This window comes from Pseudomonas sp. IPO3774, from assembly GCF_013386835.1.
Lineage (GTDB): Bacteria > Pseudomonadota > Gammaproteobacteria > Pseudomonadales > Pseudomonadaceae > Aquipseudomonas.
Map to the genome: position 1 here is coordinate 279 of NZ_JACAQY010000006.1, position 15804 is coordinate 16082.

The 15804-nt window shown below is 61.9% G+C and carries 18 protein-coding genes; 8 read left to right on the forward strand and 10 right to left on the reverse strand.

The features are described 5' to 3' along the window. Positions 1–187: 187 nt before the first annotated feature. From HYE77_RS02640 to HYE77_RS02655, 4 genes are all read right to left on the reverse strand, one after another. Complete coding sequence (locus HYE77_RS02640) at positions 188–589, reverse strand: biopolymer transporter ExbD (RefSeq protein WP_017478080.1); 402 nt, start codon at positions 587–589, stop codon at positions 188–190. 1 nt (position 590) lies between these two features. Beyond that, positions 591–1316, reverse strand: a complete 726-nt coding sequence (locus tag HYE77_RS02645) for a MotA/TolQ/ExbB proton channel family protein (protein WP_085984637.1) — start codon at positions 1314–1316, stop codon at positions 591–593. 50 nt (positions 1317–1366) lie between these two features. Beyond that, positions 1367–2179 carry an energy transducer TonB gene (locus HYE77_RS02650; protein WP_177068367.1) on the reverse strand — a complete coding sequence of 271 codons (813 nt, stop codon included), beginning with the start codon at positions 2177–2179 and terminating at the stop codon, positions 1367–1369. A 240-nt stretch (positions 2180–2419) separates the two neighbouring features. Next, positions 2420–3271, reverse strand: coding sequence for a LysR family transcriptional regulator (locus HYE77_RS02655; protein ID WP_008433713.1), 852 nt, complete (start codon positions 3269–3271; stop codon positions 2420–2422). Positions 3272–3376: 105 nt separating this feature from the next. On the opposite strand from HYE77_RS02655, the gene HYE77_RS02660 reads away from it, so the two are divergent. From HYE77_RS02660 to HYE77_RS02685, 6 genes are all read left to right on the forward strand, one after another. Next, positions 3377–3838 carry a nucleoside deaminase gene (locus tag HYE77_RS02660; RefSeq protein WP_087693642.1) on the forward strand — a complete coding sequence of 154 codons (462 nt, stop codon included), beginning with the start codon at positions 3377–3379 and terminating at the stop codon, positions 3836–3838. Beyond that, on the forward strand, positions 3825–5024 hold the full coding sequence (locus HYE77_RS02665) for a CynX/NimT family MFS transporter (protein WP_177068368.1): 1200 nt from the start codon (positions 3825–3827) through the stop codon (positions 5022–5024). The genes HYE77_RS02660 and HYE77_RS02665 overlap by 14 nt, the downstream gene beginning before the upstream one ends. A 74-nt stretch (positions 5025–5098) precedes the next feature. Beyond that, positions 5099–6031, forward strand: coding sequence for a LysR family transcriptional regulator (locus HYE77_RS02670; protein ID WP_003218124.1), 933 nt, complete (start codon positions 5099–5101; stop codon positions 6029–6031). A 129-nt stretch (positions 6032–6160) separates the two neighbouring features. Beyond that, complete coding sequence (locus HYE77_RS02675) at positions 6161–7333, forward strand: L-dopachrome tautomerase-related protein (RefSeq protein WP_003218125.1); 1173 nt, start codon at positions 6161–6163, stop codon at positions 7331–7333. A 12-nt stretch (positions 7334–7345) separates the two neighbouring features. Next, positions 7346–8227, forward strand: a complete 882-nt coding sequence (locus HYE77_RS02680) for a LysR family transcriptional regulator (RefSeq protein WP_177068369.1) — start codon at positions 7346–7348, stop codon at positions 8225–8227. 292 nt (positions 8228–8519) lie between these two features. Beyond that, positions 8520–8831 (forward strand): putative quinol monooxygenase, encoded by a 312-nt coding sequence (locus tag HYE77_RS02685; RefSeq protein ID WP_003218128.1) that lies wholly within the window; start codon positions 8520–8522, stop codon positions 8829–8831. Positions 8832–8869: 38 nt separating this feature from the next. On the opposite strand, the gene HYE77_RS02690 is transcribed toward HYE77_RS02685, so the two are convergent. Continuing rightward, positions 8870–9949, reverse strand: coding sequence for a fatty acid desaturase (locus HYE77_RS02690; RefSeq protein ID WP_023659329.1), 1080 nt, complete (start codon positions 9947–9949; stop codon positions 8870–8872). A 101-nt stretch (positions 9950–10050) separates the two neighbouring features. Between HYE77_RS02690 and HYE77_RS02695 the strand changes: the two genes are divergently transcribed. After that, entirely contained in the window at positions 10051–11055 is a 1005-nt protein-coding gene (locus HYE77_RS02695) for an AraC family transcriptional regulator (RefSeq protein ID WP_087693638.1), read from the forward strand. A 145-nt stretch (positions 11056–11200) separates the two neighbouring features. On the opposite strand, the gene HYE77_RS02700 is transcribed toward HYE77_RS02695, so the two are convergent. Together HYE77_RS02700 and HYE77_RS02705 are read right to left on the reverse strand one after the other, a co-directional pair. Beyond that, positions 11201–11566, reverse strand: coding sequence for a response regulator (locus HYE77_RS02700; protein ID WP_003218132.1), 366 nt, complete (start codon positions 11564–11566; stop codon positions 11201–11203). 38 nt (positions 11567–11604) lie between these two features. Beyond that, a complete protein-coding gene (locus HYE77_RS02705) occupies positions 11605–12291 on the reverse strand; it encodes a Crp/Fnr family transcriptional regulator (RefSeq protein ID WP_177068370.1) in 687 nt (228 codons plus the stop codon). Between the two features lie 83 nt (positions 12292–12374). Here HYE77_RS02705 and HYE77_RS02710 point away from each other — a divergent pair, with 83 nt between their 5' ends. After that, the gene (locus tag HYE77_RS02710; RefSeq protein WP_102367872.1) at positions 12375–12899 is read left to right on the forward strand and encodes a DUF962 domain-containing protein; all 525 of its coding nucleotides are present in this window, start codon (positions 12375–12377) and stop codon (positions 12897–12899) included. A gap of 126 nt (positions 12900–13025) precedes the next feature. On the opposite strand, the gene HYE77_RS02715 is transcribed toward HYE77_RS02710, so the two are convergent. The 3 genes from HYE77_RS02715 to cysT are packed head-to-tail and all read right to left on the reverse strand — an operon-like array spanning position 13026 to position 15714. Beyond that, positions 13026–14006 carry a sulfate/molybdate ABC transporter ATP-binding protein gene (locus HYE77_RS02715; RefSeq protein ID WP_003218138.1) on the reverse strand — a complete coding sequence of 327 codons (981 nt, stop codon included), beginning with the start codon at positions 14004–14006 and terminating at the stop codon, positions 13026–13028. A gap of 3 nt (positions 14007–14009) precedes the next feature. After that, positions 14010–14882, reverse strand: coding sequence for a sulfate ABC transporter permease subunit CysW (cysW, locus tag HYE77_RS02720; RefSeq protein ID WP_003218139.1), 873 nt, complete (start codon positions 14880–14882; stop codon positions 14010–14012). A gap of 13 nt (positions 14883–14895) precedes the next feature. Next, positions 14896–15714: a sulfate ABC transporter permease subunit CysT gene (gene cysT / locus HYE77_RS02725; RefSeq protein WP_003218141.1), complete on the reverse strand. Its 819-nt coding sequence runs from the start codon at positions 15712–15714 to the stop codon at positions 14896–14898. Between the last annotated feature and the right edge of the window lie 90 nt (positions 15715–15804).

A 15804-nucleotide genomic window follows, 5' to 3' on the forward strand; every position in this document is an offset into this window, starting at 1 on the left:
GCGAGGCACCGAGTGGTGGGGCAAAGACCTTTTGGTTACTTTTGGGGCGTTTGCCAAAAGTGACCCGCTGTAAGAGCGGAACCATAAGCCGCCGTTACCTAAATAACGGATATGTACTCCCCCCAAAGCAAAAAAAGGCCGCACCCTGCCAAGGAGACGGCCAAAAAAATTGTCGAGGCATTTGAAACTAACGTGCAGTAATCACCGAAAGCTTGGTAATCCCCGCCCGCTCAATCGACGCCATGGCTCGCGCCACTTCGCCATAGTTCACTCCATCATCAGCCTGCAGTTGCACCCGCACCTCCGGGTCCTTGGCCTTGGCCGACTGCAAGTTGAACTCCAGCAAATCTGGCTGGATTTCATCCTTGTTAATAAACAGTTTCCCGGCCGCATCAATGCTCACCACCAGCGGGTCCTTCTGCTCCACCGGGGCCACGGCCTCGGTCTTGGGCAAGTTGATCGGAATCGCATTGGTTAACAACGGCGCCGTGACGATAAACACCACCAGCAGCACCAGCATCACGTCCACCAGCGGCGTAACGTTGATCTCGCTCAGCACCTCATCACTGTCTTGCGTGGAGAAGGCCATCTCAGGACGCCTCCTTCACTTTTTGCGCGCCACCCTGGGCACCGGCCTTGCTCAGCGTCGGGTGCAGCAGCACGCGGAACGAGTTCTTCTGCGCCAGGCTGTAGAAGTCGTGGGCGAAGTCGTCCAGGTCCGCAGCCGTGAGCTTCAGGCGACGCAGGAAGTAGTTGTAGACCAGCACCGCCGGCACCGCGACGGCAATACCCACACCCGTGGCAACCAGTGCCGCACCGATCGGCCCGGCCACGGTTTCGAGGCTGGCGGAACCGGCGGCGCTGATGCCTTTCAGGGCTTCCATGATCCCCCACACAGTGCCGAACAGGCCGATAAACGGCGAGGTGCTGCCGATACTCGCAACCACGGCCAGGCCGGTTTCCAGGGAGCGACGCTCACGCACGATCTGTTGGCGCAAAGCGCGTTCAAGACGGTCCTGATGGTTGATCGCCTGGCTCAAGTCAGCAGCGTGGGGCGCCTCACCCACCTGGATCGCGGCGTAACCAGCCTGGGCCACACGAGCGGCGGCGCCGGGTTTGGTTTCAGCGAGTTCAGCGGCCGAGTCCAGGCTGGATGCCGCCCAAAACTGTTTGTGGAACTTGCGATCCTGGGACTTGAGGCGGCCGAACTGGACGCCCTTGAGCAGGGCCAGGCCCCAGGTAGCGACCGAAAAGACCACCAGCAGCCAGATCACCGCGCTTTCGATGGATTCAGTTGGAGATGCTAATGCCATGATGTTTTCCCTCTGTGCAGGTCGCGATGTGTCCAACACACCGCATCCAATAATTAATGAATCTTGAAATCGATCGGTACGCTGACCCAGCCGTCCTGGGCCACATCACCCTGCTTGGCCGGTACAAAACTCCAGCGCTTCACGGCAGCCAGTGCGGCTTCGTCGAGTTGCTGGCGACCACTGCTTTTCTGAATCTGGATCTCACCCGGCTTGCCGGTGGCCAATACATGCACCCGCAACAGCACCGTGCCTTCCCAACCCCGGCGCTGGGCCAGTGACGGGTATTCCGGCGCCGGGTTCTTCAGGTACGCGGCGTTGGCCGAGGCCGGTGTGACCGGCGCGGGCGCAGGCGGTGCCGGCGGTGCTGGAGCCGGTGGCGCGGGTACAGGCGGCGCGGGCGGCTGCTCGGCTACCGGTTTCGGTGCGGGCTTGGGCACAGGCTTTGGCAACGGCTTGGGTTTCGGAATCTTTTTCGGCGCCGGCTTGGCGGCCAATTCATCAACCACCGGCGGCGGTGGCTCGACAACCGGTGGCGGCGGCGGTGGCGGTACAGGCGGTGGCGGCTCCACAACCGGCGGTGCCGGCTGGGAAAATTCGATCGTCATCGGCGGGATTTCCGGCGGCACAATCGGCAGCACCGGGGTTGGCTTCTGGCTGACCCAATAGATCACCGCGCCATGCAAGGCCAGCGCGAGAATCCCCAACAGGATCGCTTCACGCCGACTCAACACACCCTTCGGGGTTTTCTGCGTACGCAACTGCCCCAACGGCGCGCGATGCGGCCGGCCAAGGTCGACCAACTCACCACCCGGTGCGTGGCGCCACTGCGCCTCTTGTGCACTGGCGGCGGTCTGGACATTGCCCATTGATTAACTCCCCTGCGGTCTTAAGCAAAAAAACCGACGGGCCTGCCTTGGCGGCCGTCGAGGGCTGAATCATCGGGGGCAGACGCTTATCTCTTAAAGTAATCTTTAAAGTTATAGATAGATCTAAATTGAATAACCGAAACATCCGGATACGCCGAAGCCACGTCCTGCGCGGCCTGGCGCCGAGGGGCAAAATCTCAATGCTTTTGAGGCATACAAAATATTCACTGAAGGCATGGATCAGCGTGGATTACCGGCACACAAATCCTGCAATTGGCGTAGCAACGCCTGCCCGGCCGCGCCAAGGCCGTTACGGCCATACAGCGCCAGCCGCACGCCCTGCACCGCAGGCAAACCGCTGTCCGCGCCCAACACCACGTGCCCGGGCTGCACCACCCGCACCGGCAACAGGCTGATCCCCAGTCCCGCCGCCACCGCCGAACACACGCTGGCCAAGCTGGCGCTGGAATAACCGATGCGCCAGCGCCAGCCGCCCACCTCCAGGTGATGCAGCATTTCATTGCGGTACAGGCCGCCAGCGGGAAACGCCACCAACGGCAGCGGATCACGTCCCAGGGACGGCGAACTGCGGCTGTCGACCCAACACAACGGCTCCGGCCAGGACACCAGGCAGTCATCGCTGTCACCCATTTGCTTGACCAGCAGCACGTCGAATTCACCGCCGCGATAATCCCGCAACAATTCCGGCCCCAAGCCGCTGGTGACCTCCAGGCGCACCCGGGGATAAGCCTGCACAAACGCCGACAGCAGCGGCATCAGGCGCTCGGCCGCAAAGTCCTCGGGCACCGCCAGGCGCAACACGCCATCGCTCTGCTGATTGATCAGCACGTCGGCCGCCTCTTCGTGCAACGCCAGGATGCGCCGCGCATATGCCAGCAAGCGTTCACCTTCCACCGTGGCCACCACGCGGCGCTGATCGCGGTCGAGCACCTGGCTACCCAGTGCATCTTCCAGGCGGCGGATCTGTTGGCTGACCGTGGACTGGGTCAAGTGCAGCCGCTCGGCCGCGCGGGTGAAATTGCCGCAATCGACGACGGCAACAAAGCTGCGCAACAACACGGGATCGAACATGGGCTCACCATTCCATTTGCCACTGATTGGCATGGTTATATTTAATTTCAGAATACCCCTGCGGCTGCCCATACTTCACGCCTCATTGCGCACGAGGGGTTTTCCATGACTGACGATCAACAGCATCTGCATCACGCCGTGCAACTGGCCAAAGCCAACGTAGCCGCCGGTGGCCGCCCGTTTGGTGCCGTGCTGGTGCGCAACGGCGAGGTGCTGGTGGAGGCGGTCAACGAAATCCACTTGAGCCAGGACCCCACCGCCCACGCCGAGATGCTCGCCATCCGTGCCGCCAGCCAACAACTCGGCCCACGCCTCGACGGTTGTGTGATCTACGCCAGCGGCCAGCCCTGCCCGATGTGCCTGAGTGCGATGCACCTGTGCGGCATATCCCGTGTGGTGTTCGCTGCCAGCAACGACGTGGCGGCGCCCTTTGGTTTGTCCACAGCAGCGATCTACCAGCAACTGGCGCTGCCGCTGGCGGAGCAAAAATTGCCCGTGCAGCACCTGCCGCAGGCAGCGATGCAAGCCCTTTACCGCGAGTGGCAGGCCCTGCATGACGCTGAATAATTCATTCGCCGGCAGCCTCGCCGGTTGGGGTTTGCTGGTGGTGCTGGGCCTGAACCTGCGACCGATCCTCAGTTCCATCAGCCCGTTGCTGGGGGAAATCCGTCTGGCCACCGGCCTGAGTTTCCAGAGCAGCGCCCTGCTCACCAGCCTGCCGGTGATTTGCATGGGCCTGGTGGCGTTGGTAGGTGTGCGCCTGGAGGCAAGGCTGGGGGAGCGTCGCGGAATCGCCCTGGGTTTGATGATGATTCTGCTGGCGTGCCTCGCGCGCTGGCTGTTTGGCCAGGCGCCGGCGCTGCTGGCCACGGCATTGTTCGGCGGTGCGGGTGTGGCGCTGATCCAGGCGCTGGTGCCGGCGATGATCAAGCGCCAGTTTCACCAGCGCGTGCCGTTGGCAATGGGGGTTTACTCGGCTTCGCTGATGGGCGGCGGTGGCTTGGCCGCGCTGCTCAGCCCGTTGGTGGCGGGGCATTTCCAGCAGTGGCAGGCGGGGCTCGGGATCTGGCTGCTACCGGCCCTGGGCGCACTATTGTTGTGGGCGTGGCTGCCATTGGGTGCGGCGAAAAACCCGCAGGTGACGGCGCCGTTCCAGGGCCTGCGCAACCGTCGGGCGTGGTTGCTGGCGCTGTATTTCGGCCTGGTGAATTGCGGCTACATGAGCATGGTCGCGTGGCTGCCGGCCTACTACCAGCAGTTGGGTTGGGGCGTACTGCCCAGTGGTTCGCTGCTGGCGTTCATGACGATCTTCCAGGTAATCGCCGCGCTGCTGATGCCGGCCCTGGCGCAACGTGGCATTGATCGTCGACCGTTACTGAGCATCAGCCTGCTGGCCCAGACCGTGGGCTATATCGGCCTGCTGACGGCGCCGCTGGAATTCCCCCACCTGTGGGTGGCGTTGATCGGTTTCGGCCTGGGAGCGTGTTTCGCCCTGAGCCTGTTGTTGACCCTGGATCACCGCCGCGACCCTCGGGAGGCCGGCCAACTGGCGGCGTTCGTCCAGGGCGTGGGCTTTTTGATCAACGCCGTATCACCGTGGCTGACCGGCTGGCTGCGGGAATTGACTGGCAGTTTCGTCAGCGCCTGGATGGTGCTGACGCTGACGGTGGTGGCGATGCTGATACTCACCCGGGTGTTCAGCCCGGGCACCTACCGCACAGGCTCTATGGATATGCAATTTGAATCTAGATAAAACAATGAACATTCTTTTGCGGAATAAGCGAGGCGATTAGAATCGCGGTTTCCTTCAGGACGCCGGAAAACTCCATGGACCTTCGCCAACTGCGCTACTTCATTGCTCTGAATGAGTACCGCAGTTTTGTGCGCGCCGCCGACGCCATGGGCATTACCCAGCCGGCGTTCAGCCGCAGCATCCAAAGCCTGGAACAGGAGTTTGGCTGTGTGCTGGTGGACCGCGCCCACAAAGACCTGCGCCCCACTCCCGAGGGCCAGGTGGTGTTGCAACATGCCTTGTCGCTCGTTCAGGGCGCGGCGCGGCTGAGCCACGAAGTCACCCGCATGACCAAGCTCGACGCCGGCGAATTGCGCTTTGGCTGCGATGCCGTGGCGGCGGTGAACCTGGTGCCTGGAGCGATCGCAAGGTTTGTCGGCGCTCATCCACGAGTACGCAGCGGTTTGCATGTGGATAACTGGGAAAAACTCGGACGCAGTTTGAGTCGCGAAGAGATCGAATTCTTCATCGCCGATGTGCGCCACTTCGAGGCCGATCCGAATTTCCAGACCCAGGCCCTGACACCCCGGCGCAATGTATTTTTCTGCCGCGCCGGGCACCCGTTACTGGCCAAGGACAGCCTCTCGACCAACGACTTGTTTGACTACCCGCTGGCCACACCGCTGATCGCTCCCGGGGTACGCAAGCTACTGGCCAACCTGAGCGGGCGTGTCGACTTTTCTCCCGCTATCGAACTGGAGCAGTTTGCGGCGCTGGCAGCCATCGTGCACCAGTCCAACGCGATTGGCCTGGGTGCCGAGGATGCGTTTGCCGAAGACTTTGCCCGTGGCGCACTGACGGTGTTGCACTGGCGCAACGTGCCTCACAGCCTCGACAGTTTGAACAACCGCTGCGGGATCATCAGCCGTACCGGGTTTCGCTTGTCGCCGGCGGCGAAGGCGATGATCGAAACCCTGATCACCGTGGATACCCCCTCTGCTGAAGCAAGCTTGCTCGCCCGCAATTAAAAACCAGGCTTGCGCGCGACAGCCCATTCTCTTGATTTCAATGAAACTGTTATCGGCAATCAGCGGGTTTTTTCGCCTGCCGGGAACCGACACCATTGGCTCCAGAACAGAAAAACCTGGAGCCCTGCCATGTACTTGAAATACCCAATCAGTTGGACTGCCCTTGCCTTGGCAGCGGCCCTCACCGGCACCGCCGCCCAGGCTTCCATGCCGGCGAACCTGCCCGCCGATCAGAGCGTTGGCGCCATCGAGCAGGTGCACGCCTTCCACGATGCCATGCCCACCGGCGTGAGCGTTACCGAGACCGGACGCATCTTTGTCAACTTTCCTCGCTGGGGCGACGAGGTGCCGTTTACCGTCGCAGAATTGCGCGACGGCAAAGTCGTACCCTACCCTGACCAGGCGATAAATCAGGCCAACCCCAAAGACCCGGCCAAAGGGTTTATCAGCGTACAAAGCGTGGTGGCCGACGGGCGCGGACGCCTCTGGATACTGGACACCGCGGCGCCTGGCTTCTCGCCTCCACAGCCAGGTGGTGCCAAGCTCGTCGCAGTTGAGCTCGCCACCAACAAGGTGGTCAAGACCCTCGTATTCCCGAAAAACGTCATGCTGCCCGGCACCTACGTCAACGACATGCGCTTTGATTTTCGCGTGGGTGACCAAGGCGTGATCTATATCACCGACTCTTCACTTACCGGCCCGGGCGCGATCATCGTCATGGACATCGCCAGTGGCACGGCCATACGCCGGCTCAGTGGTGCACCCTCGACCTCGGTCGACCCGAACTTCGTACCCACGGTCGAAGGCCAGGTCCTGAAAGTGCGGGATGCCAAAGGCGGCACCCAGCCTTTTGCCGTGGCTTCGGACGGCATCGCCCTGTCGGCTGATGGGCAGACCTTGTATTTCTGCCCGCTGTCGAGTCGGCACCTGTACGCCATCCCCACGGCACTGCTGCGTGACGAGACAGTCAGCGAAGCACGGCTCGAAATGGCGGTCAAAGACCTCGGGGAAAAAGGCGCCTCGGACGGGCTTGAAGCCGACGCCTCGGGGGCCGTGTATGCCGGCGACTACGAAAACAACAGCGTGCGCAAACGGCTGGCGAACGGGCAATGGCAGACCATCGTCCATGATCCGCGTGTGCTTTGGCCCGACACACTGTCAATCGGTCCTGATGGCTACCTGTACTTCATCGCCAATCAGCTGCACCGCCAAAGCATCTTTCACGCAGGCAAAGACTTGCGCCAGAAACCCTACAGCCTGCTGCGCGTGAAGATCGATGCCGCGCCGGCGCCCACACACTAGCGGCGCCGAAGCATGAATATTGATGCGTTGAACCTGTTCATGCGATCAACAGAGCTGGGCAATATCACCGCAGCCGGCAGGGAGCTGGGACTCGCGCCCTCGGTGGCCAGCCACAAACTGGCGAAGCTTGAAGAATACCTGGGCATGCGCCTGCTGCATCGCACCACTCGCCAGGTCAGCCTGACCGAAGACGGTGCGCTGTTTCTGCCCCATGCAATCCGGGTGCTGGCAGCCGTGGACGAGGCCTATCTGGTCGCGGTGAAAGGCAAGGACGTGGCCAAGCGGGTGTTAAGAGTATCCGCCCCCGGGTCCTTCGCGCGGATGTGCCTGATGCCGGCCATTACCCGGTTCCTGCACGCCAACCCGAAGCTGAAGATCGACCTGATACTGTCCGATCAAATGCAGGACCTGACCGAGATCGGGATTGATGTGGCAATCCGCATCGCCGCCCTGAAGGACTCATCCCTGGTGGCGCGCAAGCTCGGCTGCGACCGACGCATCCTGTGTGCGGCACCCGCCTACCTCCAGGCGCATGGCGAACCGACTTCACCTGCGGAGCTGGTCAATCATTCCTGCATCCTGCTGGGCGACGAGGACCATTGGCGTTTCGTGGGTGCCCAGTCACACAAAGTCACGGCAATCAGTGGTTCGCTCAGAGTCAATTGCGGTGAAAGCGCACGGCTTGCCGCGGAGGGTGGGCTCGGCATCGTCTCTGTTTCACAGTGGAACGTCAGGCCCTTACTGGAAAGCGGCGCATTGGTGGAAATCATGCCGTCCTGTGTCCTGGAGCAAACCCGGGATATCTGGGCGATCTACCCCAGCGCGCGGTTGATCTCATCCAAGGCTCGGGCTTTCGTCGAGTTCATGATCGCCGAGTTCCAGGGCGATTTTTAGCATAGGGAAAAAATCATGACGGTGACTCACCAAGCTGCAGGCAGAACAAATCTCGCGAGCGGCCCACGCGTCGTTCGACTAGGGGTGACAGACTTGTCGTTCCATCGGGTTACCGCTGCGGTGGTAGCGCTGGTGTTGCAACGCATGGGCCTGACCGGGCAAAGACGGCCGTTCGATTCCGAGGCCTTTTACGAATTCTGAATTCGCGGCGTGCTGGCTACAAGGGCCTGCTCACTGAGGCTAGTTTGGCGATGCAGATGTTCTGCAATCTCCCCAAACCGAGGATTCCAACATGCTCTACCTGGTTTTCAGCGGCACCATCAAAGAAGGCAAACAGGCCGAGTTCTATCGTGATGTAGCGGCCGTTTCACAAAAGCTCACCCACCAGCACGACAAGGCCGTGGTCTATCAATGGCATAAGGATGAAGAGAACCCCAACCGGTTCTTTCTCAACGAACAGTGGGAAAGCGTCGCGGACCTGCACGCGCATTTCGAAACGCTCTACAAAGCCTTCGGCCCGGCGAAACCCACCGAGCGCCTGCCGGCGAAAATCCTCGCGTACCTGGATGAAGCACAGGTGAACTTCTACCAGGCCATTCAGTAAATCGCACCCGGTCACCCCAGGGTGACCGGGACGCTTGCTCAGATCGCTGTCCTTTCCACCGGGTTGAGTTCGCTCAGCCGTCCCTCCTGGCGCGCAAACCGATTGGCCCGGGCAAACGTGCCGAAATCGTTGAAGCGCACGCCCATCTCCGCCATCACCTTGTGCGCCGTTTTCACCGTCATCTGGCGGATGTAGAACGGCTCCTTGACCACAAAGTGATGAATCCCGTGGGTGCTGCCGAAGTTGAAGCAGAACGCTTGCAACGGCCACAGCCACCACGGGTTGAGCACCTGGGTTTGCTGGATCACGTTGCCCGGCTCGATGTCACCGTAGTAGTGCATGTTGGAGCTGACAAAATGCAGGCAGAAGGTGCGCAGCACGTTGGGCCCGATGATCACCACGGCGGCGATGTCGATGATGTGCATCACTGCCAGGGTGTTGGCTGACCAGTCGATTGGCGCGCCCAGCAGGCTGGCGATGCCATTGGCGGCATGAAAGCCGAGGAACACATACCACGCGCCCCAATGCAGCAGCGCCAGCGGTGCGTAGACCAGCGCCGTGCGCTTGAGAATGCCCAGCTTGTGCTTCCAGGACGGTGCGCGCAGCACCCGGATCAGTGCCGACATGATGTTGTCGCCGACCATCAGCAAACGTGCCAGGCCCCACGGTTCACCGTTGGTGATCGCGCGCTCTTCGATGTCGGTTTCGCTGCCGGAAACCTTGTGGTGATTGAGGTGGATATGGCGCCGTACCCAAGGGTTGATGGTGCTGGGCCGCGCCAGCCACACCAGGCCCATCATCAGGTTGTGGGGCAGGCGCTGCTTGCGAAAGTACATGCTGTGGATCAGGTCGTGTTCCAGTTCGTGGGTCAATGACGCGAGGAATGCGTTGAGCAGCAGGCACACCCACCACGCCATGTGCCCGGTGATATACAGCGCCGCCGAACCCAGCATGCCCACCAGGGCAAAGGCCAGGATGCCCGCGCCCAACGCATCCTGATGCAGCAGCCAGGGGTGGCGCTGGCGCAATAACAGCCCCTCGGCCAGCACCACTTCACGAATATGCGCTGAACGCTGTTGTGCGTTCATCTGCCGGGGGCTTGCAGAAGTACCGTCCATGCTTCCATCCTCTGTCTTATTGATGCGTACATCCTGCCCTATGCGATCTGGCGGGACGCTAGCCCCACACGCCAACCTGTTGACCGCAAGCGCCAATCAACATGACCGAACCCACCTCTCTCGCCAGCTGGACCCGCGCCCTGCGCAAGCAGCTCGACGCCCTGGGCCTCGACAGCGCCGCGCTGTGCGCCCAGGCCGGGCTCGACCCGCAGTTGATGGAAGATCCGAACGCGCGCTACCCGCTATCGGCCACCACGCGCCTGTGGGAACTGGCGGTACAGGCCAGCGGCGACCCGGCGATTGGCTTGCGGGTGTCGCGGTTTGTCAGCCCCACCACCTTTCACGCGCTGGGTTATGCGCTGGTGGCCAGCGGCAGCCTGCGGGAAGTGTTCGAGCGGATCGTGCGCTATCACCAGGTGGTCAGCGACGCACTGAGCCTGGAGCTTAGCCGGGAGGGCGAACGTTACCGCTTTCGCCTGCAACAGCCCGCCGGTACACCCGCACCCGCGTTTGAGGCGATTGATGCGTTCGCCGCGATTTACGTGCGCACCTGCCGCAATCGCCTGGGCCGGGAGTACGCGCCGCTGGCGGTGTACCTGCGGCGGCCCGAGCCGGCTGATCCCAAGCCGTGGCACACGGTATTTCGCGCGCCGGTGTTTTTTGCCGCCGAGGAAGACCGTCTGGAATTTGCGGCCCGGGACTTTGACAGCCACCTGGACGATGCCAACCCCGAGTTGGCCGAGCACAATGAAACCGTGCTCAAGCGCACCCTGGCGCAACTGCGGCCGCTGACCTGGGAACGCAAGGTGCGTTCGGCCATTGAGGCGCAGTTGCCTGACGGTGAGCCGAGCGCCGAGCGCATCGCCCAGGCGTTGCATCTGAGTTTGCGCAGCTTGCAGCGGCATCTGGCGGATGAGGGCTGCCGGTTTGATGCGCTGCTGAACGAATGCCGGGAGAACCTCGCGCTGCTGCATCTGCGGGACCCCGAGTGTTCGCTGGCGGAGATCAGTCATTTGCTGGGGTTTGCCGATACCAGCAGCTTCAACCGGGCGTTCAAGCGCTGGACCGGGATCACGCCGGGGCAGTTTCGGGATGGGTTGAGGTAGCTGGAGTTGCGGCGGCTGCGAGGGCCTCTTCGCGAGCAAGCCCGCTCCCACATTTGACCACATTCCAAAGGATGTACTCGGTCAAATGTGGGAGCGGGCTTGCTCGCGAAAGCGGTCGATCAAACACCACAAAAGCCAGTGGCAGTCAGCGCCCCCGGTCCCGCCGCAACACCTTCTTCACCCGCGCCACCAAGGCCCGGGCCTCAAAGGGCTTGAGCAGATAATCATCCTCATGCAATTCCAGCCCACGCAGCCGATCTTCAATCCCGTCAGGCGTGGTCAAAAACAACATCGGCGTCTCACCCTTCAACCGGATCGCCTGCTGCAGCTTCCAGGCATTCAGCCCCGGCAGCATCACATCCAGGATCACCAGGTCGTATTCGGTGCTTTCCACAAAGCGCAGGGCCGCCATGCCATTGGCCGCCACCTCCACCGTGTAGCTGGCCTCTTCAAGACTGCGGCCCATCGCCTCGGCCGCCTCTGACTCGTGTTCCACTAGCAGGACGCGCATAACACACCTCGAATAATCGTGAACGCAGGCTACCACCCTCAGGCATGCGCCGCCTCGCGCAAACGTTGCGGGTCGAGGATTTCGATCTCGCCATAGCCCAGGCGCACGATGCCCTGGCCTTGCAGGTCCTTGAGCAACGCATTGGTGGTCTGGCGCGACAGGCTCAGCATCGCGGCCAGGTCTTCCTGGGGCAGTTGCAGCACCTGCCGGGCCTGCTCGATGTCGCCATAGCCCTCGGCGATCATCAGCAAGCGGTGCGCCACCCGCACCGACGCCGGCATCAGGCTCAATTGCTCGATATTGATAAAGGTCAGGCGCAGCTTCTGGCTCATCAACAGGGCCATGTCGCGCCAGTAACGCGGAGTCTGTTCAAGAATGTGCAGCAACGCCGGCTGCGGCACCTGCAACAACGTACAAGGCCCGACCGCGCAAGCGTCGTGGGTGCGGGGCAACCCGTCGAACAGGGAGATCTCGCCGAACCAGTACGGTAATTCCGCCAGGCTCAACACTGCCTCCTTGCCCTGCTCGTTCACCGCGCTGATACGCAGGGAACCTTCCAGCACCGCATACAACCCACACGGCGGATCGCCGCGTTTGAACAGGTATTGCCCCGCCGTCAGCTGCCGCAACCGGGCGCTGGCCAGCAAGCTATTCTGTAGATCAGCAGGCAGATGGCTGTACCAGTGACCGGTGGCCAGCCGTGAGTGCCATTTCTCTACATCCATGCGAACTCCGAAGATTGTCGGCCAGTTGACAGTGTGTCGTGGGCCTACAGGGCATGATCAAACATCCTACAGGAGGAACAACAATGAAAAGCCTCGTCGACCATCTCAGTCAATACGCCGCCTACCACCGCGACCCGCGCAATATCGCCAGCCACTTTATCGGCATCCCGCTGATCGTCGTGGCCGTGGCCGTGCTGCTGTCACGCCCCGAATGGACGGTGGCCGGGCTGTGGCTGTCGCCCGCGGTGGTAGTGGCGCTGCTTTCGGCATGGTTCTACCTGCGCCTGGAACTGGCGCTCGGCGTGCTGATGACGGTGCTGATGGGCCTGTCAGTGTGGGCCGGGCATGTGCTGGCGGCGCAAAGCACGCTGGTGTGGCTGAGCAGCGGCATCGGCATGTTCGTGGTGGGCTGGGTGATCCAGTTTGTGGGGCATTACTACGAGGGGCGCAAGCCGGCGTTTGTCGATGACGTGTCCGGGTTGATCGTGGGGCCGTTGTTCGTGGTGGCGGAGTTGGCGTTCCTGGTGGGGCTGCGGCATGAGCTGAAGCGGCAGATTGAAGAGCGCTCGGGGCCCGTGGCCGTGCGGCACAAGAACGCCACGGCCTGAGCAACACTGGAGATCCAAATGTGGGAGCGGGCTTGCTCGCGAAAGCGGAGTGTCAGTCACCGGATGTACCGACTGAACCACCGCATTCGCGAGCAAGCCCGCTCCCACATGGGTTTTGCGGCGCTTTTAGGCTTTTTGCCAGACCTTGGGCTTGAAGAACAACGTCTCGCCCCGCGCCAGGCCGGTCAGGCTGTCGTGGTCTTTCACCACTTCAGCCTCGATCAACTCGCTCTGGCCTTCGACCTTCAGGGTCACCCGGGTGGTCGCGCCAAGCGGGCGAATATCACGCACTTCAGCCGCGTGGTGGTCTTCCAGTTCATGGCGCGACAGCGACACTTCATGCGGGCGGAACAGCACGTGCTTGTCTTCACCCAAATGCAGGCGGTTGGAGTCGCCGAGGAAGTGATAAACAAAATCACTGGCCGGGTTTTCGTAGACTTCGCCCGGTGAGCCAATCTGCTCGATCACGCCCTTGTTCATCACCACGATGCGGTCCGCCACTTCCATGGCTTCTTCCTGGTCGTGGGTCACGAACACCGACGTCAGGTTGATGTCTTCGTGCAGGCGCGCCAGCCAGCGGCGCAGTTCTTTACGGACCTTGGCATCGAGGGCGCCGAAGGGTTCATCCAGCAGCAGCACTTTCGGCTCTACCGCCAGGGCGCGCGCCAGGGCGATACGCTGGCGCTGGCCGCCGGAGAGTTGTTCCGGGTAGCGATCCGACAGCCAATCGAGCTGCACCATGTTCAGCAGCTCGTGGACTTTCACGGCGATCTGGCTTTCGGTGGGGCGCTGGTTTTTCGGTTTCATCCGCAGGCCGAACGCGACGTTGTCGAACACGGTCATGTGGCGGAACAGCGCGTAGTGCTGGAACACAAAGCCGACGTTGCGATCACGCACGTCGTGGCCGGAGACGTCTTCACCATGGAACACGATGTTGCCGGCATCCGGGGTTTCGAGACCGGCGATGATCCGCAGCAGGGTGGTCTTGCCGCAGCCGGACGGGCCCAGCAACGCCACCAGCTCGCCACTCTGGATGTCCAGATTGATGCTGTTCAGGGCCTTGAAGGCGTTGAAATTCTTGCTGACATTACGGACTTCGATCGACATGACTTATTCCTCACCAGCACTTTTGCGCAGGCGGTTGATACGGTTCTCGCTCCACTGCTTGAGCAGCAGGATGAAGAGCGCCAGGATCAGCAACAGGCTCGCGACGGCAAACGCGGCGACGTGGTTGTATTCGTTGTAGAGGATCTCGACGTGCAGCGGCAAGGTGTTGGTCACGCCGCGAATGTGGCCGGACACCACCGACACCGCACCGAACTCACCCATGGCCCGCGCGGTACACAGCACCACGCCGTAGATCAGGCCCCACTTGATGTTCGGCACGGTGACATGCCAGAACATCTGCCAGCCGTTGGCGCCCAGCAGGCGCGCGGCCTCTTCTTCCTGGGTGCCCTGCTCCTGCATCAGCGGGATCAGCTCACGGGCCACGAACGGCACGGTGACGAAGATGGTCGCTAGCACGATGCCCGGCAAGGCGAACACGATCTGGATGTCATGGTCTTGCAGCCACGGGCCAAAGAAGCCCTGGGCGCCGAACATCAACACGTAGACCAGGCCGGCGATCACCGGCGATACCGAGAACGGCAGGTCGATCAGGGTCACCAGGATACTTTTGCCACGGAACGAGTACTTGCTCACGCACCAGGCGGCGCTGACGCCGAACACCACGTTGAGCGGTACCGAAATCACCACGGCGATCACCGTGAGTTTCAATGCCGACAGCGCGTCCGGCTCAAGGATCGCGGTGAAGAACGCACCCAGGCCATTCTTCAGGCCCTGGGACACCACGATAAACAGCGGCAGCAACAAAAACAGGAAGAACACCAGCCAGCCAAGGCTGATCAGGATGCGTCGGGACACCGCACTGCCACGACGGGCAGCGTTGGCCGAGGACGCGGCGGAAATAGACGATTGGGACATGTTCCGCGCCTCCTTATGGGTGTTCGATGCGCCGCTGCAGCAAGTTGATCAGCAGCAGCAGGACAAAGGAAACCACCAGCATCAGCACACCGATGGACGTGGCGCCGTGGTAGTCGTATTGGTCGAGCTTGACCATGATCAGCAGCGGCAGGATCTCGGTTTTCATCGGCATGTTGCCGGCGATGAAGATCACCGAACCGTACTCACCGACACCTCGTGCAAACGCCAAGGCGAAGCCGGTCAACCAGGCAGGCAGCAGCGCCGGTACCAGGATGTAGCGGAACACTTGCAGGGGCTTGGCGCCGAGACAGGCGGCGGCTTCTTCGATTTCCCGGGGGATATCGGCCAACACCGGCTGCACGGTACGCACCACGAATGGCAGCGTGACGAAGGTCAGCGCGAGGGTGATGCCCAGGGGGGTGTAGGCGATCTTGAAGCCCAGGTCGGCGGCGAACTGGCCTACCAGGCCAGTGGGCGTGTACAGCGCGGTGAGTGCAATACCGGCGACGGCGGTGGGCAGGGCGAACGGCAAGTCGATCATCGCATCGATGATCTTGCGCCCGGGGAAGGTGTAGCGCACCAGTACCCATGCCAGCAGGGTACCGATCACGCCGTTGATGATCGCGGCATACAACGCAGTGCCGAAGCTCAGTTTCAACGCCGCCAGCACACGCGGTGCGGAGATGATGTTCCAGAACTGATCCCAGGTGAGTTGAGCGGCATGTACAAACATCGCCGCAAGGGGGATGAGTACGATCAGGCTGAGGTACACCACGGTGTAGCCCAGCGTCAGCCCGAAGCCGGGTATGACGGGGGAGATACGACGCGACATAAGAGTCCTTGGTTAGCGGGTAGATACCACTGTAGGAGCGAGCTTCTGTGGGAGCTGGCTTGCCTGCGATGCCGGCACCTCGGTGTATCA

Excerpts from the sequence above, each read along its gene's own strand:
- HYE77_RS02640 (WP_017478080.1), bottom strand. The coding sequence starts at position 589 with ATGGCCTTCTCCACGCAAGACAGTGATGAGGTGCTGAGCGAGATCAAC.
- HYE77_RS02650 (WP_177068367.1), bottom strand. The coding sequence starts at position 2,179 with ATGGGCAATGTCCAGACCGCCGCCAGTGCACAAGAGGCGCAGTGGCGC.
- HYE77_RS02655 (WP_008433713.1), bottom strand. The coding sequence starts at position 3,271 with ATGTTCGATCCCGTGTTGTTGCGCAGCTTTGTTGCCGTCGTCGATTGC.
- HYE77_RS02660 (WP_087693642.1), top strand. The coding sequence starts at position 3,377 with ATGACTGACGATCAACAGCATCTGCATCACGCCGTGCAACTGGCCAAA.
- HYE77_RS02665 (WP_177068368.1), top strand. The coding sequence starts at position 3,825 with ATGACGCTGAATAATTCATTCGCCGGCAGCCTCGCCGGTTGGGGTTTG.
- HYE77_RS02670 (WP_003218124.1), top strand. The coding sequence starts at position 5,099 with ATGGACCTTCGCCAACTGCGCTACTTCATTGCTCTGAATGAGTACCGC.
- HYE77_RS02675 (WP_003218125.1), top strand. The coding sequence starts at position 6,161 with ATGTACTTGAAATACCCAATCAGTTGGACTGCCCTTGCCTTGGCAGCG.
- HYE77_RS02680 (WP_177068369.1), top strand. The coding sequence starts at position 7,346 with ATGAATATTGATGCGTTGAACCTGTTCATGCGATCAACAGAGCTGGGC.
- HYE77_RS02685 (WP_003218128.1), top strand. The coding sequence starts at position 8,520 with ATGCTCTACCTGGTTTTCAGCGGCACCATCAAAGAAGGCAAACAGGCC.
- HYE77_RS02690 (WP_023659329.1), bottom strand. The coding sequence starts at position 9,949 with ATGGACGGTACTTCTGCAAGCCCCCGGCAGATGAACGCACAACAGCGT.
- HYE77_RS02695 (WP_087693638.1), top strand. The coding sequence starts at position 10,051 with ATGACCGAACCCACCTCTCTCGCCAGCTGGACCCGCGCCCTGCGCAAG.
- HYE77_RS02700 (WP_003218132.1), bottom strand. The coding sequence starts at position 11,566 with ATGCGCGTCCTGCTAGTGGAACACGAGTCAGAGGCGGCCGAGGCGATG.
- HYE77_RS02705 (WP_177068370.1), bottom strand. The coding sequence starts at position 12,291 with ATGGATGTAGAGAAATGGCACTCACGGCTGGCCACCGGTCACTGGTAC.
- HYE77_RS02710 (WP_102367872.1), top strand. The coding sequence starts at position 12,375 with ATGAAAAGCCTCGTCGACCATCTCAGTCAATACGCCGCCTACCACCGC.
- HYE77_RS02715 (WP_003218138.1), bottom strand. The coding sequence starts at position 14,006 with ATGTCGATCGAAGTCCGTAATGTCAGCAAGAATTTCAACGCCTTCAAG.
- cysW (WP_003218139.1), bottom strand. The coding sequence starts at position 14,882 with ATGTCCCAATCGTCTATTTCCGCCGCGTCCTCGGCCAACGCTGCCCGT.
- cysT (WP_003218141.1), bottom strand. The coding sequence starts at position 15,714 with ATGTCGCGTCGTATCTCCCCCGTCATACCCGGCTTCGGGCTGACGCTG.